At 41.3% G+C, this 23,663-nt stretch carries 18 protein-coding genes; 9 read left to right on the plus strand and 9 right to left on the minus strand.

Annotated features, from left to right (window positions below):
• Nucleotides 1-186: 186 nt before the first annotated feature.
• Nucleotides 187-1,941, minus strand: coding sequence for a GH39 family glycosyl hydrolase (locus AAC155_RS12105; RefSeq protein ID WP_113042356.1), 1,755 nt, complete (start codon nt 1,939-1,941; stop codon nt 187-189).
• A 557-nt stretch (nt 1,942-2,498) separates the two neighbouring features.
• Complete coding sequence (locus tag AAC155_RS12110; RefSeq protein ID WP_113042357.1) at nt 2,499-4,247, minus strand: GH39 family glycosyl hydrolase; 1,749 nt, start codon at nt 4,245-4,247, stop codon at nt 2,499-2,501.
• Between the two features lie 1,085 nt (nt 4,248-5,332).
• Here AAC155_RS12110 and AAC155_RS12115 point away from each other — a divergent pair.
• Together AAC155_RS12115 and pcaF are read left to right on the plus strand one after the other, a co-directional pair.
• The gene (locus AAC155_RS12115) at nt 5,333-6,490 is read left to right on the plus strand and encodes a thioester reductase domain-containing protein (RefSeq protein ID WP_105398999.1); all 1,158 of its coding nucleotides are present in this window, start codon (nt 5,333-5,335) and stop codon (nt 6,488-6,490) included.
• 60 nt (nt 6,491-6,550) lie between these two features.
• A complete protein-coding gene (pcaF, locus tag AAC155_RS12120; RefSeq protein ID WP_113042359.1) occupies nt 6,551-7,753 on the plus strand; it encodes a 3-oxoadipyl-CoA thiolase in 1,203 nt (400 codons plus the stop codon).
• A 17-nt stretch (nt 7,754-7,770) separates the two neighbouring features.
• On the opposite strand, the gene AAC155_RS12125 is transcribed toward pcaF, so the two are convergent.
• Nucleotides 7,771-8,664 carry a LysR family transcriptional regulator gene (locus AAC155_RS12125; RefSeq protein ID WP_113042361.1) on the minus strand — a complete coding sequence of 298 codons (894 nt, stop codon included), beginning with the start codon at nt 8,662-8,664 and terminating at the stop codon, nt 7,771-7,773.
• 171 nt (nt 8,665-8,835) lie between these two features.
• Between AAC155_RS12125 and AAC155_RS12130 the strand changes: the two genes are divergently transcribed.
• Nucleotides 8,836-10,026 (plus strand): MFS transporter, encoded by a 1,191-nt coding sequence (locus AAC155_RS12130; protein ID WP_228901907.1) that lies wholly within the window; start codon nt 8,836-8,838, stop codon nt 10,024-10,026.
• A 137-nt stretch (nt 10,027-10,163) separates the two neighbouring features.
• Complete coding sequence (locus AAC155_RS12135; RefSeq protein ID WP_228901905.1) at nt 10,164-10,391, plus strand: hypothetical protein; 228 nt, start codon at nt 10,164-10,166, stop codon at nt 10,389-10,391.
• Here AAC155_RS12135 and exbD read toward each other — a convergent pair.
• On the minus strand, nt 10,388-10,813 hold the full coding sequence (gene exbD / locus AAC155_RS12140) for a TonB system transport protein ExbD (protein WP_113042367.1): 426 nt from the start codon (nt 10,811-10,813) through the stop codon (nt 10,388-10,390). The two genes, AAC155_RS12135 and exbD, sit on opposite strands and share 4 nt — an antisense overlap.
• Before the next feature lie 3 nt (nt 10,814-10,816).
• Complete coding sequence (exbB, locus tag AAC155_RS12145) at nt 10,817-11,788, minus strand: tonB-system energizer ExbB (RefSeq protein WP_113042471.1); 972 nt, start codon at nt 11,786-11,788, stop codon at nt 10,817-10,819.
• Nucleotides 11,789-12,145: 357 nt separating this feature from the next.
• Here exbB and metC point away from each other — a divergent pair, with 357 nt between their 5' ends.
• The 5 genes from metC to dkgA all read left to right on the plus strand — a co-directional run bounded on the left by metC (nt 12,146) and on the right by dkgA (nt 16,711).
• Nucleotides 12,146-13,339 carry a cystathionine beta-lyase gene (gene metC, locus AAC155_RS12150; protein ID WP_113042369.1) on the plus strand — a complete coding sequence of 398 codons (1,194 nt, stop codon included), beginning with the start codon at nt 12,146-12,148 and terminating at the stop codon, nt 13,337-13,339.
• A gap of 143 nt (nt 13,340-13,482) precedes the next feature.
• Complete coding sequence (locus AAC155_RS12155; RefSeq protein WP_112878296.1) at nt 13,483-13,833, plus strand: type II toxin-antitoxin system PrlF family antitoxin; 351 nt, start codon at nt 13,483-13,485, stop codon at nt 13,831-13,833.
• Nucleotides 13,834-13,839: 6 nt separating this feature from the next.
• On the plus strand, nt 13,840-14,400 hold the full coding sequence (locus AAC155_RS12160) for a type II toxin-antitoxin system YhaV family toxin (RefSeq protein ID WP_228901901.1): 561 nt from the start codon (nt 13,840-13,842) through the stop codon (nt 14,398-14,400).
• A 361-nt stretch (nt 14,401-14,761) separates the two neighbouring features.
• Nucleotides 14,762-15,433 carry a DedA family protein gene (locus AAC155_RS12165; RefSeq protein WP_113042371.1) on the plus strand — a complete coding sequence of 224 codons (672 nt, stop codon included), beginning with the start codon at nt 14,762-14,764 and terminating at the stop codon, nt 15,431-15,433.
• Nucleotides 15,434-15,832: 399 nt separating this feature from the next.
• Entirely contained in the window at nt 15,833-16,711 is an 879-nt protein-coding gene (gene dkgA / locus AAC155_RS12170) for a 2,5-didehydrogluconate reductase DkgA (protein ID WP_113042373.1), read from the plus strand.
• A gap of 134 nt (nt 16,712-16,845) precedes the next feature.
• Here the strand turns inward: dkgA and ftsP are convergent, their stop codons facing one another.
• The 4 genes from ftsP to parE all read right to left on the minus strand — a co-directional run bounded on the left by ftsP (nt 16,846) and on the right by parE (nt 23,618).
• Nucleotides 16,846-18,267 carry a cell division protein FtsP gene (gene ftsP, locus AAC155_RS12175; RefSeq protein WP_113042375.1) on the minus strand — a complete coding sequence of 474 codons (1,422 nt, stop codon included), beginning with the start codon at nt 18,265-18,267 and terminating at the stop codon, nt 16,846-16,848.
• 401 nt (nt 18,268-18,668) lie between these two features.
• On the minus strand, nt 18,669-19,397 hold the full coding sequence (locus AAC155_RS12180; RefSeq protein ID WP_113042377.1) for a 1-acylglycerol-3-phosphate O-acyltransferase: 729 nt from the start codon (nt 19,395-19,397) through the stop codon (nt 18,669-18,671).
• A gap of 20 nt (nt 19,398-19,417) precedes the next feature.
• Nucleotides 19,418-21,679, minus strand: a complete 2,262-nt coding sequence (gene parC, locus AAC155_RS12185; RefSeq protein WP_113042380.1) for a DNA topoisomerase IV subunit A — start codon at nt 21,677-21,679, stop codon at nt 19,418-19,420.
• Between the two features lie 43 nt (nt 21,680-21,722).
• Nucleotides 21,723-23,618 (minus strand): DNA topoisomerase IV subunit B, encoded by a 1,896-nt coding sequence (parE, locus tag AAC155_RS12190; RefSeq protein ID WP_113042383.1) that lies wholly within the window; start codon nt 23,616-23,618, stop codon nt 21,723-21,725.
• Nucleotides 23,619-23,663: the final 45 nt, after the last annotated feature.

The following is a 23,663-nucleotide window of genomic DNA, read 5'->3' on the forward strand; positions in this document are numbered from 1 at the left end:
GATGTGAAAACCTGCATAAATAAAATTGAGCTATAATATCTACTGAAATATCAATGTATTAACAAAATAATTCAACCACACCAGCGAAACACTAACTCCCTTCACTATTTTGGCAAACTCATTAAGTGGACATGAACACCATAACTATAGTGCTTTAATGTCCACTTGAAATCCATAGGGTATAAATTAATGATGAATTAGCTCTAACGAATACAACGTTACCGTTGAAGGTTTAGCGCCTTTATCTACCAACGTCAATTTATTATTATCTATAGACACATTAATCTGGTTAGTCACCTCTGGTGGCGTTATTTTTTCCAGCGATCCACCTTGTTGAATACGATACGCTTTAACTTTAAATTTCTTGCAACCTATATGATCAATCACCACTGTAACGCCTTGGTCACTATGAGTATAATCGCGAGTTTTAGGTCTTAAAAGAGAATCTAGTGGAAGTTGTTGTACCGGATCTTTTTGCACTACCGCATTATTAGATTGGATGGTTGTCGGATCAACACCGCCAAACCATCTATTCTTACTACAGGTATCCGTTAATTGATCTAATGTTCGGCTAGCATCCAAATAGTATTGTCGATATAAATCCGCAGGAACGGGGGCTACATTACCATCAGAAAAACTCTTATCTACTTTATAATTTGCTGCAAGAATATTAATTTTATTACCTGATTTATTTTCAGCCGCTAAAACCGTTAAGCCGGTTGAAAAATCCTTTTGACCACTTAATATATAAGGTGTTTTTAATATTTTAGCAAAAAGACCAAAAGATTGAGCTGAATAGGTACAGAAATTTCTGACGCTTGGGTTTTTAGGATTAGGTTGATCATTAAACAAACCAAAAGATAAACCATCCCCACGATAATAATGAGCCAGGTCAACTTTGGTATATTGCATATAAATCAATGAGGAGGCGATATATGCTGCGTTTTTAGGACTCTGCACTTTGGTAAATGTATTTCTCGACCCAAAAGGACTAGAGTTCCACTCAGTACAAATACTCTCTGTCTTAGTAAAGCCATAAGTATGCAAACTTTTCTGAATCGTATTACCCATATCAATAATGTTTTGTGGATCTCCAGTATCAACGTATCCATGCCAGGAAAAGAAATCTAACGGTACATTATTATCCCGACAATATCGGAAAAATCCATCAATATAATATCCTCCTGCATGATTACTAAACGAAATACCTGCACCACCAACTTTAGCATCAGGATCAACCGCCTTAATTACTCTCACTATTTTTTCATATAATTGATAATACTTTTGTGGATCATCCGTATTCCAGAAAAACAGCAAATCAGGCTCATTCCAAATCTCCCAATAGCTTATTTTTCTCGGCAACCCAATGCCGGCATAGTTTACACCATAACGATTCACCAAAGCTTTAACTAATGCTGCATAAATATCAAAATCCTCTGGTATTTCATAACCGCCATCAAGTGAACGACCAATACGAAACAGAAGTTGTCGCTGAATATTATCTGGGTTCAGATCTGCTTGATTATTCAGAACATCACGCAGATAAGCATCCGTCATTTCATAATTGGCATCTTTTAATGCAAGATTCACATCATGATTTCTCATTCCGATAGCCGCATTAGGAAAAATACTTCTGACATTTGCAATATCAGCAACAAGCTTTTTAGCCGCGGGTTTCTTCTCCTCCGGCACATTGATAATCATTTGATCTTGATTATTTTTCCTATCCACCTGGAAATAATTATCCATATCCCCAATACCAAAGCCGTCATGCAGCCGGACATGTGTCACTCCCATCTGATTAAATTGATTATCTAAATCAGGGAAACCTGGCGCTATCGATTTAGGAAGACCATTGACGCCATTAACCGCTTTAAGACGTGAGTTATACCCTGCTGATAAATCTCGATGATTTTTATTAAATGAAAAAACTTTAGTCATAATACCCTCTATATTAATTAAGATATTGTGTCCCTATAAACAAAAATAATATCAAAGAATAAATACATTTATCTGATAACTCAATAACAATAAATGAATGGAAGACCTAAATAATAGTTAAATATCACTTTCAACTACACCTTAAAACTCTCAGCTATTACTTTGAATTTATTGAATTAAACAAACAATGACATTAACACAATTATTTACAAAAATAAAATTGACTCTGTGACTTATTTAACCGAAAAATCATTAAAAGAGAAAAAGATATATTAATCAACCAAGAGTGATGATAATAACAATGATAAAATAGCACACAATAAAACCATACAGAAAGTAGATTATATTTAAAAATATCGTACAAAAGATCATTGACCCATATTAAAAACATATTTCCAACTTTAACAAGTCACCATAAAATATAAAAACAATATAATTCAATTAATTACTATCAAAATGGCTCTTTTCAGAGCCTATCAGATTAAAATAATTCTATTTTTCATTGATTAATTGATCGGGGGAGATAATTTACTATAATATTTCTATTGCATATAAAGTCAATTATCATCTAGCTCTAATGAATATAATGTTACCGTTGCAGGCTTCGCTCCCTTATCCACTAGCGTTAATTTATTATTAGCTATAGACACATTAATCTGGTTAGTCACTTCCGGTGGTGTCATTTTTGCTAGCGATCCACCTTCTTGAATACGGAATGCTTTGACTTTAAATTTTTTATAACCTATATGATTAATTACCACGGTAACACCTTGGTCGCTATCAGCATAATCACGATTTTTAGCTCTCAACATATTATTATCCGGAAATGGCTTAACAGGTTCATGTTGTACTACCGCGTTATCAACGTGAACGGTTGTCGGATCAACGCCACCAAACCATTTATTCTTACTCCAAGTATCCGTTAATTGATTCAGTGTTCGGCTGGTATCCAAATAGTATTGTTGATATAAATAATCAGGGGCTGCATTACCATCGGCAAGACTCTTATCGACTTTATAATTTGCGGCAAGGATATTTATTTTATTTCCTTCGGTATTCTCGGCTGCCAAAACAGTTAAGCCTGTAGAAAAATCCTTATTACCACGTAAAATACAAGGTGTTTCGAACATTTTGCCAAACAGGTAAAAAGATTGAGCTGAATAGGTACAGAAGTTTTTAACACTTGGATTTTTAGGATTGGGCTGGTTGTTAAACAAACCAAAAGATGAGCCATCTCCTCGATAATAATAAGCTCTATCGACTTTTATATATTGCATATAAATAAACGTGGAAGCGATATATGCCGCATTTTTAATACCTTGCACTTTTGTATATGTATTTTTTGTCCCAATAGGACAAGAATTCCATTCAGTACAAAAACTTTCTGTACCGGTAAAACCATAAGTATGCAAACCTTTTTGAACCTTATTCCCCACATCAATAATGTTTTGTGGGTCTCCAGTTTCAACGTACCCATGCCAGGAAAAGAAATCTAATGGTACGTTATTATCTCTGCAATACCGTAAAAAACCATCAAGATAATCTTCTTGTGCTCTATCAACAAACCCAATACCAGCACCACCGACTTTAGCATCAGGGTCAACAGCTTTAATTATTCTTGCAATTTTGGCATATAATTCATAATATTTTTCAGGATCATTACTATTCCAGAAAAAAATTAAATCAGGTTCATTCCAAACCTGCCAATAGGTTATTTTCCTTGGCAAACCGATTCTGGCATAGTTTAATGCGTAGCGATTCACCAACGTGCTGACTAATATTGCATAAATATCAAAATCTTCTGGCATTTCATAACCACCGTCACCGGTACGTCCAATACGAAACATGATTTGTCGATGAATATTATCCGGGTTTAGCTCAGCTTGATTGTTCATAATATCGCGCAGATAAGCATCAGTCATTTTATAATTAGCCTCCTTTAATGCAAGACTAATATCATTATTTCTCATCCCGGCAGCCGCATTGGGAAAAAGGCTTCTGATATTTGCAATATCAGTAAGCAATTTTTTAGCCGCAGGTTTATTTTCTTCTGGGACATTGACAATAATTTGATTGCGATCATTGACTCTATCCACTTGGAAATAATTATCCATATCCCCAATACCAAAACCATCATGAAGCCGAATATGGGTAATTCCCATCTGATTAAATTGATCATCTAAATCAGGGAAGCCAGGGACCAAAGATTTAGGAACACCATTGACACCATTAACCTCTTTAAGCAATGAGTGGTGCCCTGCCAATAAATCTCGACGATTTTTATTGAATGAAAAAATTTTAGTCATAATAAACCTCTATATTCATTAATAATGATATTGCTATAAACAAAGTGATATAAAAGAATAAGTATATCTTTCTGACAACTCAACAATAATAAATGAACCGAATGGTTAGAGAATAGTTAAATATTATTTTTAGCTGTACTTTAAAATTACCGCCTATTAATTTTAATTTATTACATCAATTAACAATCACATAGATATAATTATTTCTGACAATAATCGATTCTGTGGTTTATTTAACAAAATAATCACCAAATAACCTATACTTCAATAAGAAGTTGATATTAATAACAACAGTAAAAAACACCCAATAAAATCATATAGTGAGTGAGTTATATTAAATAATATCGCATAAAATCATTAATATATAATCAGGAGAATTCGACTAAATAATCTCAACAAACCTCTTTTTCAATAACGACATAAATACGGTTAATTTTGCTAGCGGGCGAGCAAGCGCCCGCAGTAAATAATATTTGCCATCTCTATTTTCTCTTTGTTCCACTCAATGCCGTCCGGGACCAATATTGTTACCACCACGGTTTTATTGCACCAATAATCCCAATGTATGTGGTAATACAGTTCCCTCTCCCAATAGAGTTGATACAATAACTTCTCATTTAATCAGTAAAGAATAAAAATTCTTAGTCACATAACCGCCCGTTTCCAACTTTTTACAAACATATTTAAACAAAGCTTTCTGTGTTATTTTTCTTTTTAGGATTATAAAGTATTTTTCAGAAAAAATGTTCAATAATATAGGGTTTAATCCGGTCGATAATAGATAATTGTCCGAATTGTTCTAATTTTATAGGGTAAAATAAATAAAAATCACAACGCTACTTCTCCATATCAATATAAATCGCAATATTAATATGATAACTGATAACTGATAACTGATAACTGATAACTGATAACTGATAACTGATAACTGATAACAAAAGATTACCAAACAATAATCTAATAACCTCCAAAATTAGCTCAATGCAGATTTGCATTTTTCGCAAATCACTTATACATAAAATACATATTCAAAAAATAAAAAAAAGAATAGATTATAGAGAGTTACGTATAGTGAGGAAGTGATTATGAAAGAGCAAAATGTTTTATTAACCGGAGCAACAGGCTTTATCGGTGCATACATGCTTGACGAATTAATAAAAACAAGATCATACGGTAAGATCTTTGTCATAATTCGCAAGGTTGATAGCCTCAATCCAATCAGAAGGATTGAGGATGCATACAAAAAATTCTCGATAGAATATAAATACAACCTAAGAGATTCATCAAAGGTAGAAATAATAGAAGGAGACATTACAAAACCCAATCTTGGCCTTGCTCCTGAAATATGGATATATTTATCAAATGAAATTGATATTATCCATCATATCGCAGCGAGAGTGAACCATATCAAGCCTTATGACACTCTTAAAAGCGCTAATGTTGATAGTGTTAGAGACATCGTGGAACTATCTAAAATAGGGAAAAATAAAATAGTAAATTTTGTTTCCACCCTAGGATCAGCAGTAGCTCTGGATAGTAACGGAGAATATGTTGAGAACTTTCCTGATAGCAAACCACTATTTTCAGATATGGGATATCTTTTATCTAAATGGGAAGCTGAAAAGATTTTAAGAGAGCATCATAACAGTGGTGGTAAAACAAATATTTTTCGTCTAGGCTACGTTTCAGGTCACAGTAAAACAGGGATTTCACTATATAAAGATAATCAGTTCATGCTTTTTATTAAAAGTTGTATCCAAATGGGATATGCCCCGATTCTGAATCGTACTATTAATCTTACACCAATAGATAAAACAGTTGAATTCATGAACCTACCAATATTTTCTAAGGAGGGAGGACATGTCTTCAATCTATTTAACTATAAGGAATTAATCCACTGGAGCGAAATCATAAATTGGTTAAAGAGCTACGGTTATAGGATCGAGTTTTTAGAATTCTATGAATGGCAGAAAAAATTACTGCAAGATGGTGAAAATAGCCCACTATACAGGCTTTTTTCTCTTTACGGTGTTCCTGAAGCTCACGAAAAGATCTTGCGTTTTGGTCGTGAAATTAAGAAATTTCACTATGAACAGACAGATAAAATTTGCAGAAAAGAAACTATTAACTTCCCAATGGTTAAATACGACCTGCTAAAAACTTATATTGATTATCTTATTGAACAGGAATTTATTCCATCACCAATAATTGAAAACCATGTAGCCAAATGCTTAGTTAGCTAATCAATAAACCACCTTTCTATAGCTATAGTCGTAAAGCTATATAAATTGAAGAAAATAATTATGATAGAAGCTTATATATGTGATGCAGTAAGAACCCCATTTGGAAAATATGATGGATCATTATCTCAGGTCCGTGCCGATGATCTAGCAGCACTAACTATTCAAGGGCTTTTGACAAGACATCCCCAATTAGAAAGTATATACATTAATGACGTAATTCTTGGATGTGCAAATCAATCTGGAGAAGATAATCGCAATGTCGCACGAATGGCATTACTGCTGGCTGGCTTGTCTGAACAAGTACCTGGTACAACCATCAACAGACTCTGTGGATCTGGGCTTGACGCTGTTGCTATGGCGGCAAGAACCATCAAATCAGGTGAAGCAGATTTAATAATTGCAGGGGGAGTAGAAAGCATGACAAGAGCTCCCTATGTCATGGGGAAAGCACATAAAAGCTTTGCCAGAAATATGGAAATTGAAGACACAACGATGGGATGGAGGTTTATCAACCCTCGAATGAAAGCAATATATGGTGTCCACACAATGCCTGAAACCGCAGAAAATCTTGCTGAACGTTACTCTATTTCAAGACAGGAGCAGGATAAATTTGCTTTACAAAGTCAACTACGAACATCACTCGCACAGGAGAATGGATTTTTCAAGGATGAGATTATCCCCGTTATTCTTCCAGGAAAAGCCAGTGATACAATGATCTTTTCCAAAGACGAACATCCAAGGCAAACATCATTAGAGGCACTAACCACATTACGGCCAATCGTGAAAAAAGAGGGAACAATTACTGCTGGAAACTCCTCTGGAATTAATGATGGTGCCAGTGCCCTATTGATTGCCAGCAAAATAGCATGTGATAAATATCAGCTAAAACCTCTAGCAAAAATTCTTGTTACAGCAACAGCAGGAGTTCACCCTGAAATTATGGGAATAGGACCAGTTCCCGCAGTCAAAAAAGCCTTAGCTATGTCCAAAGCAAAAATTGAAGATATGGATATTATCGAAATCAATGAAGCATTTGCTGCACAAGCCCTAGCCGTAATGAAAGAATTTAATATTCGATGGGATGCTCCTCATGTTAACTGTAATGGAGGAGCTATTTCTCTAGGCCACCCACTAGGGGCATCTGGGGGGAGAATTTTGGCAAATGCGGTCTATCAACTACATCGGCAACAAGGAAAATTGGCTTTATGTACCATGTGCATTGGTGTTGGGCAAGGCATCGCAATGATCATTGAAAGGGTTTAATTATCTTTCTGCCAAGATTAGATCGTCTTGGCAAGCCTCTTTTGCAATAACGACATAAATACGGTTAATTTTGCTGGCGGGTGAGCAAGCGCCCGCAGTAAATAAATATCTTCTTTACGTCCATCTGGATCATCAAATAGAGGAATAAGTTTTTCAGAACGAATATCTGCTGATACCGCCCAATTAGGCAGAAGCGCTATTCCAAATCCACTCACTGCGGCCATTCTCAATGTTTCAAAGTCATCACTGCGAAAGATCCTGTTATCATCGTTGAAGTTAATAACACTGCGATAGCGTGACCAGCAAATACCTGCGGGGTCATGATGTTTATCAAGCAAATAGTGCTCACCCAGTTCAGTAAGTATTGTCGGTGTTCCATGCCTTTGAATATAGCCTGGGCTGGCACAAATAATCCAAGTTTGTGTGGCGATACGTTTGGAATAAAGTGTGCTGTCCTTTAACTCACCAATACGAATAACTATATCGAGACGATCCCTGACCGGATCAGTCAAACGTTCTGTTTGATCAAGTTCAACCCGAATTTTAGGATATCGAGTGAATAGTTCTGCTAGCATCGGAATAATATGTTGACGCCCAAACGTTGGCAGGCAAGCTACACGTAATGCCCCTTGCGGTTCGCCATTCAACGCCGCTAACTCAGCCTGAACATCAACAAGATCATTGATAATACCTTGCGCCCTTGAAAACAAAATCTCCCCTGCGTCAGTCAGCGATAAACCGCGGGTAGAGCGAAAGAATAGTTTTGTCTCTAACACCTGTTCAAGGTTGTCTATCTGACGTGTGATAGAGGATGCAGCCATACCTTGCAAACGAGCAACGGCAGAAAAACTCTGTGAGCGGACAACATGAATGAATGTTGTTAGCATATCGGTACGTAATAAATCTTTCATCGCAATTTTTACCTATACATTTCATATATTATAAATAATACGCAACATCTGGTAGCGCTATCATTTTTGCATTCTATGCAAAACAATTTCGTTCGCTCTCTTTATTCCCACGCTCTCAAGATAATGCCAAAATCATTTCATCATAATTCCGGCCAAATGCTGAGAGTTCCCATGTCAAATACAGCAATAAAACCAAATCCTATTTCTTCCGTTTCTCTTATCTTATTATCCGCTGCTTGTGGTTTTGCTGTAGCGAATATTTATTATAATCAACCATTACTGCCAATAATTGGGACAAGTTTTAACGTTAATGGTTCAATATCCGGCTGGATCGCGACACTAACGCAGATTGGCTATGCGGCGGGGCTTCTCTTTTTTGGGCCACTTGGAGATACGCTAAGCCGTCGCAAACTGATTTTCTGCCTCTTAATCGGCAATATAATCAGCCTTATCTTATGTGCCACAGCACCAAATTTTACATATCTTCTGGCAAGTAGCCTGATTGTGGGGCTAACTTCTATTTCAGCACAAATCATTATTCCCGCCGTATCCGGCTGGGTAATACCAGAAAAGCGTGGCCGAGCGGTAGGAAGTCTGATGAGTGGCCTTTTTGCCGGAGCACTGCTTGCCAGGGCATTGAGTGGTGCAGTCGGAGAGCATTTCGGCTGGCGTGAAATGTTTATATTGGCCGCTTTAATCGATATATGCCTATTTTTTCTGGTCTGGTTTGTGTTGCCAGAAATAGAAACACCACACACGATGACTTACGGCCAACTTCTTATTTCACTCGGTAAATTAGTAAAACAACAACCCCTTTTGCGTGAGGCCGCATTATCCGGTTTTCTCCTGTTCGCCGCTTTTAATACGCTATGGGGCTCGCTGGCCTTATTACTTTCCCAACCACCTTACGGATGGGGGAGTGATATTACAGGTCTTTTTGGTTTGACGGGCATTGTAGGAATGCTAGCTTCACCCATAATAGGTTCGTTGACAGATCGCTTCGGTGGAAAGGCCATTGTTGCCGCAGGCGCTTTATTAGTAACACTAGCCTTGTGCCTAATTAGCGGCACGAGCCACAGTATTCTATTTTTATTCGTTGGTATTATTCTGTTAGATCTTGGCAGCAGAGCGGGTTTAGTGGCAAATCAAATACGGTTATATACATTATTACCTGATGCCCGTAGTCGGCTTAATACCATATTTATGACCTGCTATTTCGCCGGTGGCGCAATAGGTTCCTCTTTGGGAGCTGTCGCAGCATGGCATTTTTCTTGGTATGGCGTCGCTTTCAGCGGCGGAGGATGCGCATTATTAGCCGCGCTGTGGGTTCTGTTTAATCCAAAGAGCCACAAGCAAATATGATTTTACACACTGTGCCCAAGCTATCTTTTGCGATAGATTGCCACCAGCCAGAAGATAACTGGTATCACGGTATTAACCAGTAGAAACACCCCCTACCGAAATAGCCATAGCCTTAAAGAGGCTTGAGGAGTTGAATGATGAGCATTAAAGGTGTCCCATATTCCGACGTTAAAGCTGAACTGCTTGCTGATCCAGAAGTTCACACCCTTTATATGGCTGAGAAAAAAGAAGAGGAGTTGAAGGAGCTTCTTCTTAACATGCGTAATCAGGCAGGATTAAACAGCACCCAGGTTGCCGAACGAATGGGGATCACTCAACCGCGCTTTCCAGCGCGGTTCTTCAATGGAAGAATCAGTGACAATTAATCTGATGAAACCGCTTCCATCCCTACCAAGCCCACTTTCAGATAGCCCGATTTACGCAAAGAATCCATCACACTCATTAGTGTTTCATAATCCACGGTTTTATCAGCCTGAAAGAAAATGGTTGTCTCTTTATTGGATTGGGTCGTCTGATCCAATACCGTCGCCAAAGTATCATAATCGACCTGTTGATCTCCGACATAAAGCTGGCGATCAGCTTTAACCGTCAAGAATACCGGTTTTTCTGGACGCGGCTGCGGTTTTGCCGATGAAGCAGGTAAATCCACTTTAATATCAACGGTTGCCAGTGGTGCTGCTACCATGAAGATAATCAACAACACCAACATCACGTCAATAAATGGTGTGACGTTGATTTCATGCAATTCGCCACTATCATCCAGATCTTCATTAAGACGTATTGCCATAAATCACCTTGTCTTGCTATTTGCTAAATCCAGATCACGGCCAAGCAGTAATATTGACTGTGCCGCCATGTCACCAACCCGACCCCGGTAAGCAACGATCACACGGGCGAAGATGTTATAAATCACAACGGCAGGGATCGCTGCGACCAAACCAAGTGCTGTCGCTAACAAGGCCTCCGCAATACCCGGCGCCACAACCGCGAGGTTAGTTGTCTGTGAGTGGGCAATACCAATAAAGCTATTCATGATGCCCCACACCGTACCAAACAGACCAACGAAAGGAGAAATCGCCCCAATGGTTGCCAGATAGCCATTACCACGCCCCATATGACGGCTGATAGCCGCAACGGAACGTTCCAAACGGAAAGCGGCACGCTCTTTCGTGCTATTCAAATCAGTGCTCTCAGAAGATAATTGACGTTCTGCCTGTACTTCACTCAGCAACAAGCGGCTGATACTGTGTTTGCTGAAACCTTCGGCAATTTCCGTAGCCTGATCAAGGCTATTCACGTCCGTTAAAGCGAATTGCTCTTTACGTAAACGACGGCCAGCCGCTATCAGTTCAGTACCTTTTGAGAAGAACAGAGCCCAAGTAATAACAGAAGCAATCACCAAGCCAATCATCACAGTCTTAACCACAACATCAGCGTTCTGATACATCCCCCAAATAGACAGATCAGTAGCAAAGCCACTGGAAAGGCTGGCTTCATCAGCAGGAACTTTAGGTGCAATCTCATCCGTTGCAACCGGCGTCACTTGGGTGCCTTCCGTCGCAGATGCCGTTTGCAGCGCAATCTGATTTGCAGGTGGTGCAGTTGCATCCGTCACCGCCGGGGGGGATGCCGGAATAGCCCCTGCAATCTGTACGGTTTTCGCCGTGTTATTGGTCTCTGTTGCAGATGCTGGTGCTGTATCAGCCAATGCCGAACCTGCCAGCCCGAGCGCTAATATTATTGAAGCAGTCAAATTTCGCATCAGTTGGCCTTTACTCCCTTTGCTATAAACCTTGTTATTTAGCAGTGAATTACTTTTCGTCATCTCACTAACCTTATTTATACTGAGTCTTTGCTCATCTTCACCAGATTGAATGAACATGCAGGCTGATAATATCAAACCTTAAGTGATTTGATAGTAATTATCATTATTGTTTAATAAAAAAGTATTACCCCTTCACAAAATAAAGTTAAACACCCCCTACTCACAGGTAATGAGATGAATTTTCGTCAAGTTGTTCTAATCCCTTTGTACAAAAAGGTCTAAATCTTTTAACGTGTTAACTCTATTTTTTTACACCATTTCAAAAATTGAAGTGTTCTAAGGTAGCAACGGATCATGGCAGAAAAAAAACTGGAAACTTCACTGGTCAATGCTGGTAGAAGCCAAAAATTTACTCAAGGCGCAGTCAATCCCATCATTCAACGAACATCATCGGTGATCTTCGATTCTGTCGCCGCCAAAAGACATGCGACGCAAAACCGGGACAAGAGCGAACTGTTTTATGGCCGCCGTGGGACACAGACTCATTTCTCTTTTCAAACAGCAATGGCTGAACTGGAAGGTGGCGCCGGCTGTATGCTTTACCCTTCTGGTGCTGCCGCGATTAGTCATACCATTCTCGCTTTTGCCGCCGCCGGTGATCATATTCTATTAACCGGTTCAGCTTATGACCCGACGCAAAGTTTCTGTGACAAAATATTGTCACGGATGAATATTACCACCGATTATTTCGATCCCATGATTGGCGAAGAAATTGCTGATCTGATTAAGCCCAATACCAAAGTGGTGTTTCTTGAATCTCCAGGCTCCATCACGATGGAAGTACAGGATATTCCCGCTATTATCCGTGCGGTACGGCGCGTCAATCCAGATATTGTCATCATGCTCGATAATACTTGGGCAGCAGGTGTGCTGTTTAAAGCGCTAGAATTCGGCATCGATATTTCGATTCAATCAGGCACCAAATATATTATTGGTCATTCAGACGCAATGTTAGGTATTGCTGTGGCTAATGAACGCTGTTGTGTACAACTGCGAGAGAGTTCCTATTTGATGGGACAAATGGCAGATGCCGATACAGTTTATATGGCCAGTCGTGGATTACGGACTTTAGCTATTCGCCTGAAACAGCATGAAAAAAGCAGTATTGAAATCGCACGCTGGCTGCAACAGCGAACCGAAGTCGCCGCAGTCTATCATCCGGCTCTGCCTTCCTGCCCCGGCCACAAGAATTTCATCCGTGATTTCAGTGGCAGTAATGGCTTGTTCTCTTTTCAATTGAAAGAGAAATTAACCCCACAGCAATTTACGGATTACCTGGATAATTTTCACCATTTTAAAATGGCATTCTCATGGGGCGGTTTTGAATCCCTGATCCTAGGTTATCAACCAGAAGAGATAAAAATGATGCGCCAGTACGGTGCGCCACAAAGAACGGGCACCCTGTTCCGCCTGCATGTCGGGCTGGAAAATGTTCAAGATTTGATTGATGATCTCACAGAGGGATTTAGTCGAATTTCGGTTGATTAATTTTATTGTTATTCAATGTAATAAACTGAAAAACTTAACGCTTGGAAGTCAACATGAAACAATAATATAGATATTGCCAGTACAATGCATTTGCATTACACTTCGTTGAACAGATTCTCAAATCAGCATAACGAGGTAGAAATATGCACGCATTACCAAGTGTTGAGTTCGAGGTTGGTGCAGAATCCAAACTTACCCGTCGCAGCCAGACAACCATCCCAACATCTGTTCGTAAAGCGCTTAAGCTAAAACCAGGTCATGACAGTATCGCATATAAGATTTTATCTTCCGGTGATGTACTTATCAGTCGTAAAAATAGTGAAGAAGAAAAAGATCTTGTCATGGAATCATTTCTGAACTTTCTGGCAAAAGACATTCAGAAATATCCTGAACAAGTACAACAATTAGATGAACAACTCATTAACCGGGCGAAGTCACTTATCGCTGGAATAGACATAGATCTGAACAACCCATTATCTGCTGACGATGAGTAAAGAACTATGTATGATCGAGTGTGTGTAATAAACGGATGGGCTCTTTTTGCTCATCCATGCTTTATAGAACAATTAAAACAAGCAATAGATAAGGTAGTACAACTTCAGCAAAAATATCCAAATGACTACTTGAAAAAAAATGATACAAAACGCCTGGCTGCAATCATAAAACTCGTTACTGAAATTATTCCCAATGACCCAGCTAATATAGCCTTTCGTTTAGGTGACACATTGGGTGGAAAAAGAAAACACTGGTTCAGAGCAAAATTTTTCCAACAATATCGCCTTTTTTTCCGTTTCCACGCCGAAAGTAAAATTATTATCTTTGGCTGGGTAAATGACGAGAGAACAAAAAGAGCATATGGTGATAAGCATGACGCTTACAAAGTATTTGGTGAAATGCTTAACGTTGGACATCCACCGGACGATTGGAATTCTCTTTTAAAAGAGTCTATTGATTCACCACATTTAACTGAATTTATTAATGATGAGGATATTCTGGATGTGGTTCGTGAGCGTACCAAAAATCCAGCAAAGCAGATCAGAATTAATCTAGATGAAATTTAACATCGATTTTGATGAGCGAGCCTTAAAATGTACTTTGAAAAGGTTGCGATGAATCGCTCCTTTTCTATTTTTTTAACTTTTATTTGATGGTTATGTGCCCCAATTGATTCATTAGTATCAGCCATTAATTTTCCCTTATAAGGGATAAAGCCAAGCCATGCCAAAGCTTTTACTGTAAACTGACTTTATATATACAGATGAAATAAATTTATTTTATATACCCTATGGATTTCAAGATGCATCGCGACGGCAAGGGAGCGAATCCCTGGGAGCATAGATCACGATGTGACCAGAGTGAGTGAGTGCAGCCAACAAAGAGGCAACTTGAAAGATAACGGGTATAACAGTTACAGGATAAGCAATGGAAGTACTAAACGAAATCATGCAGGCATTATGGCAGCATGACTTTTCTAAACTTGCCAACCCCGATGTTCTCTGGATTATTTATGGCATTCTATTCGTGACACTGGTTCTGGAAAATGGCTTATTACCTGCCGCTTTTCTGCCTGGTGATACTCTGTTAATCCTTACCGGTGCATTAGTTGCCAAGGGAGTCATGAGTTTTATCCCAACCGTTTTTATATTAACAGCGGCGGCAAGTATCGGTTGCTGGCTCGGCTATCTTCAAGGGTTATGGCTTGGTGATACCAAACGGGTTAAAGATTGGCTGGCACAACTTCCTATTCAGTATCGCCAACGAGCTAACGAGCTGTTTTTCAAACATGGTTTGGCCGCGTTACTGATTGGCCGTTTTTTGGCTTTTGTCCGCACTCTGTTACCAACATTGGCTGGTATATCCGGTCTTAACAGTAAACGCTTTCAAGTTTTTAACTGGTTGAGTGGCTTGCTATGGGTTGTCATCGTGGTCGGTTTTGGTTATCTCCTCAATCAGATCCCGTTTATTAAAAATCACCAAGATTTGGTGATGAATATTTTGATAATTTTACCCATAGTGCTGTTGTTAAGTGGTTTAAGCGCCTCTCTGTTAATGTACTGGCGCCACAAGAAAATATCGGCGATAAAACGTAAATAAAAGTCATCATGGTTTACAAACAGCAGCAGGGTTTTTATCCTTAACTTAATGTACCAATATTATATATACCCTATGGATTTCAAGATGCATCGCGACGGCAAGGGAGCGAATCCCCGGGAGCATAGGTAACTATGTGACCGGGGTGAGGGAGCGCAGCCAACAAAGAGGCAACTTGAAAGATAACGGGTATAGGCTAAGGGCTCAGCACTAAGTGATATTGTTGGTATCGATGCGCCACCAAACCGGTTAATTCATGTGTTTGGCCATGGACTGATCACAATACATGGCTTAGATCACGCCAATTGTATTACTTCCTTCAATTACGCTTAATATCAACTTAATATCAATCGCCATAATTTTAACTGATATTTTAAGTCTATCTTTTTATAGGAGTTAGTAATGGATAATCAACCTATTATCAGACTTGCTGATGGGAATCACATGCCACAATTGGGGCTTGGATCATGGGCCGCCGATGACCAGCAGATAGCAGAAACAATCCATGCTGCACTGGATATCGGTTATCGGGCAATTGATACCGCCGCTATCTACAACAATGAGAAAGGCGTAGGCAACGCGTTACAAGAAACAGATATCCCCCGTGAAGATATCTTTGTTACAACTAAATTGTGGAATGACAAACACCTTGATGCCCGTGCTGCCTTGGCAGAAAGTCTGGAAAAGTTGCAACTGGATTATGTTGACCTTTACCTCATTCACTGGCCTGCACCACCGCAAGATCAATACGTCGGTGCCTGGCAACAATTGATTGAATTACAGAAAGAGGGGCTTATTCGCAGTATCGGTGTTTCTAACTTCCAACCTGAACATATCCAGCGACTGATAAATGAAACCGGCGTTCATCCCGTCATTAATCAGATTGAGTTGCACCCGCTGTTACAACAACGTCAGCTTCATGCCTGGCATGCCACACATAATATCGTTACCGAATCCTGGAGCCCGCTGGCACAAGGTGGTGAAAACGTATTTGATAATCAACTGGTTCAACATCTGTCACAAAAGTATGGCAAAACACCCGCGCAGGTTGTTATCCGCTGGCACATTGATAACGGCATGATTGTGATCCCAAAATCAACCACGTTATCGAGAATTAAAGAGAACTTTGATGTGTTCGACTTCAAACTAGAAAAAGAAGATTTGACCGCGATGACTACGCTAGATATAGGTAAACGTCTGGGACCAACCCCTGAAATATTCGTTGATTTCAGTGAATTCATTCAGCTTCTTGAGCAAAATAATGCTAATAATCAGTGCTGAAAAACGGCTGATAAAATTGATAGGGTGATAGTGGGCAAAACAGAATTAAAACGTGCGCGGCATCAATGCCGCGCCCCAATTTTGCTGAGCTATTTTCATGGTTCTACCGATTATCACTCATCTGGTTTTTTCCATTATTGATTGGCCGGTATAGTCACTAACTGCCCAACAGAGCCGTGATCGGCCATTTCCAGAATCTGACTGTAATAGAGGAATGGGAAGTGTTCATAAGAGGGCTGGTTCATATAAACCAGCAACTCCACCCGCCCATCAACCCAAACTGTATCCTTCCAACCATAATCTTGCGGTTGAGGGGCCTCACCGTTGTGATTAATCACCTTAAACTGCACACCTTCAATATGGAATGGTTGTGGAGCAGAGGCATTTACGATCCAACGCTCCCACGTTCCTTGCTGGCTAGTAATATCCACCCGATTCATATCCCATAACGCACCGTTTATTCCAGGCGTATTATCATCAAGATAAATTTCCCGGTTACGGATTGCATTGGAAACTGGTGTAACATCATCAACCAGACGAGATGGGAGATTATCTGTCACCAGAGATAATAAACCGGTTGCTTTAATGGTCAGAACAGTGCTGGAAATCAACACGGTAGAGGATTCAAACAACCCACGTAACTTATCAAGTACCCCGGCTGATTCACCTGCGGTAACAACAACTTCATCCTCTTTGGACATATCAATTAATACCTCACGCCGTTCTCCTGGCGCAAGGGAGAGTTGCTGAACGGCTATCGGAGCAGGTAACAGCCCCAAATCAGTGCCTATCATATAGAAAGGACGGCCATCACCAATCTGTAACTGATATCGGCGGGCATTGGATGCATTGAGTAAACGTAAACGGATCCAGCCACGAGATACCTCAATAAAAGGATTCTGTACGCCATTAACTAACAGAGTATTACCGATAAATCCACTATCAGAGGCCGGCTGATACTCAGGAACTCCAAAGTTATCCAACCGTTTATCTTGAAGAATAACCGGGAAATCATTAACACCATAGTGTTTCGGCAACGGCAAATGGCGGCTGATTTCATCTTCTACCAACCACATACCAGCCAAACCTTTATAAACATGTGGTGCCATCCGATTAGGTGTATTGGCATGATACCAGCAAGTTGCCGCCTGCTGACGAATAGGCAACACTGGCGACCAGCCAGACCCCGGAGAAATCTGACGGGCAACCCCACCGGTCAACGTACCCGGTAATTGTAATCCGCTGACAGTCATCGAAACCGGCTCCGCTAACCGATTACTGTATATCAGTTTGACATCATCGTTTTTATGAACCCGTACAGTCGGACCAAGGTATTGACCATTAATTCCCCATACACTGGTTTTATATTGTCCATCAAAAGTCCAATGCGCTTTTTGTAAAGTCAGAAATAACGGCTGCCCACCACGGGATTCCAATAAAGGAGGAACCGGCAAAGCAGTCTGCTGATTTTTGCTGGCTCGAACCAATAGAGGAGCGGCTCCGATACACATCGCCAAGCCTGATACCTGAATAAATTGGCGCCGACTAAATGACATATTTTCTCCGCGACAAACCTAATTAAATTCCGGGTCTATATGTCTCAAAAATAGTTGAGACACTGCAATCATTCACCCCGGAAGCGAATAACTCATTATTGAAGTTATTAAAGCTTATTATCCTTTTGATTGCGCTTAACAAAAACATTATTTATCAAGCGCTCATCATAACGCGAATATGGAGGGAATTAAACTATCTGAATGCATTACACGAATCTCTCTCGGTCAGCGTCAGTACATGTCATTTCAAACTAATAATAAATTGTGGTCATAGACAACGAACAAAAATCCTCACATATACTAAATATGTGAGGATTAAAGTACGCTTAAAAGCTATCGCCTTTGTCAGGCCCGCATTTTATTATAGAGTGGCCTCAAATAACCGATTATGAGTACTTACCCTATTTCTCCATTGCAGCCAATTCTTCATCCAATGCATCTATTTTAGCTTTCATCACCTTATGACAATATTCTGCCAACTCACGCACCTGCTCTTTGGTATAGCCAGAAGTATCAATGGGAGGCAACATTTCAACAATGACGGAACCATTATTCCAACGATTCAGCTTAATACGTCCATTAGTGATGGAAGAAACGCAGACCGGGACAATCGGCACTCCCGCAGAGATCGCAGCATGAAAAGCGCCAGTTTTAAACGGCAATAAACCACGACCACGACTACGTGTCCCTTCCGGAAACATCCAAACAGAAAGACGACGATTTTTAATCTGCTCCACAACTTGGGTAATCGTGCCATGTGCTTTGGCGCGGTTAGCACGATCAATCAGAATATTGCCAGCCAACCAATAAAGCTGACCAAAAAATGGGATCAGCACCAACGTTTTTTTACCGACTGTCACTGTGCCCGGCTGAACCGCATTGGACATAGTTATCATGTCATAGTTGTTTTGGTGGTTGCCAATGTAGATACTCGGACCATAATGCCTGGCTTCAGCAGGAATACGTTCAATAATTTTGACGCCAAATATTTTTGACAACCGACCAAACATATTACCAAACACCATAACATGGTCAGGGTGACGTGGTCTGAATAAACAGTAAATAGCGCCAGAGACACACACTACAATCGAAAACAGAATAACAATAATGCCGCGAATAATTGCTAACATAGCCGCCTCTTATAATCCCATTATTTAATTACGTTAGTAGCAGAAGGTGGGGTCTCAACCTGAACCCGTTCAATACGCTGCAACCCACGAGGCAGAGGTGTTCCCTTACGACCACGTTCTGCACGGAATTTCTGAAGATCTTCAGGACGCAGCGTCAATTTACGCTTTCCAAAGTAAAGTGTAATAGACGATTGTGGCGGTAGTATCAATAACCAACTCAACAGGTCATTTTCTGCGGCTGACTGAACAGAAATTATCTTATTCCCTTTCCCTTTAGAAAGTTGCGGCAAATCTGCAACCGGGAACATTAACATCCGGCCTGCGCTGGTAATTGCCAATAGCATATCATCCTGCGGGTTATTTATTTCCAGCGGCGTCATGACGCGAGCATTTTCCGGCAATGTAATCAGTGCCTTACCTGCTCGATTTTTAGCAACCAAATCACTAAAAGTACAGATAAAGCCATAACCAGCATCAGAGACCATCAGAAACTTCTGCTCATCCGGCGCCATCAGTACATGCTCTACCGTTGCCCCCGCGGGTAAAGTCAATTTACCCGTTAGTGGTTCCCCCTGCCCTCTGGCAGAAGGTAAATCCCGCGAATCAAGCGAGTAACTGCGACCTGTTGTATCAATAAAAACAACCGGCTGATTGCTCTTACCACGAGCCGCACCACGGAAACTATCACCTGCTTTGTAATTCAGCCCGGCCGGATCGATATCGTGGCCTTTCGCACTACGAACCCAACCCATCTCGGACAATACGATTGTCACCGGCTCAGAAGGTGTGATGTCATGCTCACTCATCGCTTTGGCTTCATCACGTTCTCTCATTGGAGAGCGACGCTCATCACCATAAGTGGCCGCATCAGCCATGATCTCTTTCTTCAACAGCGTATTCAGTTTGCGCTCAGAACCCAAAATCGCCTGTAACTTATCGCGCTCTTTTGCCAGCTCATTCTGTTCGCCACGGATTTTTACCTCTTCCAGTTTCGCTAAGTGGCGTAATTTCAGCTCAAGAATGGCTTCCGTTTGCGTCTCACTTAAACCAAAACGTGACATTAATACCGGTTTTGGCTCATCTTCACTACGGATAATGTGAATGACTTCATCAATATTGAGAAATGCGATCAGTAAGCCTTCCAGCACATGCAGGCGCTTAAGGACTTTTTCCAAACGATGGTTCAGACGCTTACGAACTGTTTCCCGGCGGAATACCAACCATTCAGAGAGGATCTCAACCAGCCCTTTCACGGTCGGACGATTATCCAATCCAATCATATTCAGGTTGACACGATAACTCTTTTCCAAATCTGTAGTGGCAAACAGATGATTCATCACCTGCTCCAAATCAACCCGGTTTGTACGAGGGACAATAACCAGACGAGTTGGATTTTCATGATCAGATTCATCTCGTAAGTCATCAACCATAGGCAGCTTTTTAGCCCGCATTTGGTTAGCGATCTGTTCCAACACTTTGGCACCAGAAACCTGATGCGGCAGCGCAGTGATTACGACATTGCCATCTTCTTTTGACCAAACAGCTCGCATCCGTACCGAACCACGGCCATTTTTATAAATCTTACGGATATCTTCGTGAGAAGTGATGATCTCCGCTTCAGTCGGATAATCAGGACCTTTAACGTGTTCCATCAGATCATCAAGGGAACTCTGCGGCTTATCCAGCAGCGTGATTAGTGCATTCGCCACTTCACGCGCGTTATGGGGCGGAATATCTGTCGCCATCCCCACCGCAATACCGGTGGTGCCATTCAACAAAATATTTGGCAAACGCGCCGGTAGCATTTTCGGTTCCTGCAACGTACCGTCAAAGTTTGGCACCCAATCAACTGTGCCGTGCCCTAACTCAGTCAACAGTAACTCGGCATATTTGGACAGGCGAGACTCGGTATAACGCATTGCGGCGAAAGATTTGGGATCATCCGGCGCGCCCCAGTTCCCTTGCCCATCCACTAAAGGATAGCGGTAAGAAAATGGCTGCGCCATTAACACCATAGCTTCATAACAGGCGCCATCACCATGTGGATGGTATTTACCCAGTACATCACCCACGGTACGAGCGGATTTCTTAAATTTGGCGGTATTGTTCAACCCCAGTTCTGACATGGCATAAACAATACGGCGCTGAACCGGTTTTAAACCGTCACCGATAAAAGGCAACGCCCTATCCATGATGACGTACATGGAGTAGTTCAGGTAGGCGTTTTCAGTAAATGAGTGGAGCGGCTGACGCTCCACGCCATCATGAGTTATCTCACTCATTCGCTAATTTCCTCAGAATCTTTTTTGACTATCCCTGTGGGTGTTACACTTCAATGTCTACCGTATCGCCCTTCTCTTGCAGCCAGTTACGGCGATCTTCGGAACGCTTCTTCGCCAGAAGCATATCCATTATAGAGAAGGTTTCCTGGTAGTTTTCATCATCGATAGTCAACTGCACCAGACGACGGGTATTCGGGTCTAACGTTGTTTCACGCAGTTGCATGGGATTCATCTCACCCAATCCTTTAAAGCGCTGTACGTTAGGCTTACCCCGTTTGCGGCTTAGACGATCCAACACCGCACTTTTTTCCTCTTCATCCAGTGCGTAATACACTTCTTTACCTAGATCAATACGATATAGAGGCGGCATTGCCATATAAACATGGCCGTTCTTAACCAATGTTGGGAAATGGCGGACAAACAGGGCACACAATAGCGTCGCAATATGCAAACCATCTGAGTCTGCGTCTGCCAGAATACAGATTTTGCCATAACGTAACTGACTGAGATCGTGGCTATCCGGGTCGATACCAATCGCGACAGAGATATCATGGACTTCCTGTGATGCCAGCACTTCGTCTGAAGAAACTTCCCAAGTATTCAGAATCTTCCCTTTCAGCGGCATAATGGCTTGATATTCACGGTCACGCGCCTGTTTTGCCGATCCCCCCGCAGAATCTCCTTCTACCAGAAACAGTTCGGTAAAATTGAGATCCTGTGATGTGCAGTCAGCCAGTTTTCCCGGTAATGCCGGGCCACTGGTCAGTTTTTTACGCACAACCTTTTTCGCTGCACGCATTCTACGTTGTGCACTAGCGATCGCCAGTTCAGCCAACTGCTCTGCTTCCTGAACGTTCTGGTTTAACCATAAGCTGAAAGCATCTTTGACAACACCAGAAACAAAAGCGGCCGATTGGCGCGAAGAGAGGCGTTCTTTCGTCTGACCCGCAAATTGCGGGTCCTGCATTTTTACCGACAGAACATAAGCACAGCGATCCCAAATATCATCAGCAGAAAGCTTCACACCACGCGGCAGAATATTGCGGAATTCGCAAAATTCACGCATCGCATCCAGTAATCCCTGACGCAACCCGTTTACATGTGTTCCCCCCTGCATCGTCGGGATGAGGTTGACATAACTTTCAGTCAGTAGCTCTCCCCCTTCCGGCAACCAGAGTAACGCCCAGTCAACCGCTTCGGTTGCACCACTGAAAGTACCGACAAAAGGCGCTGCCGGCAATGTTGTCAGGCCATTAACCGCAGCCATTAAATAGTCGGTTAGACCATCGGCATAACACCATTTCTGTTCGGTATCGTTGATCTTATCTTTAAAAACAATTTTCACTCCCGGACATAAAACGGCTTTCGCTTTCAGCAAATGGGCCAAGCGGGAAACGGAGAAACGAGGGCTATCAAAGAAACTTTCATCAGGCCAAAAGTGAACACTGGTACCGGTGTTGCGTTTACCACAACTTCCGATTACTGTCAGTTCCTGCACTTTATCGCCATTCTCAAAAGCAATCTGATAAATCTGACTGTCGCGGCGAACAGTGACTTCAATCCGCTTGGACAAAGCGTTAACCACCGAGATCCCCACACCGTGGAGACCGCCAGAAAACTGATAGTTTTTATTCGAAAATTTACCACCGGCATGTAAGCGGCTCAGGATCAACTCAACCGCTGAAACGCCTTCTTCTGGATGAATATCAACCGGCATGCCGCGGCCATCATCAATGACCTCCAGTGACTGATCGCTATGAAGGATCACTTCAATATGTTTAGCGTGACCGGCCAAAGCTTCATCCACGCTGTTATCGATCACTTCCTGTGCCAAATGGTTCGGACGCGTTGTATCAGTGTACATTCCCGGACGACGGCGAACCGGTTCCAGACCACTGAGAACTTCAATGGCATCTGCGTTGTAACTAGATTGAGTCATGTTGTAATTCTGTTGGTTGCTTCTTGATTAAAGGGCTAATCAGTT

It is taken from the genome of Photorhabdus sp. HUG-39 (genome assembly GCF_963878365.1).
In the GTDB taxonomy this organism is placed as follows: Bacteria; Pseudomonadota; Gammaproteobacteria; order Enterobacterales; family Enterobacteriaceae; genus Photorhabdus; species Photorhabdus kayaii.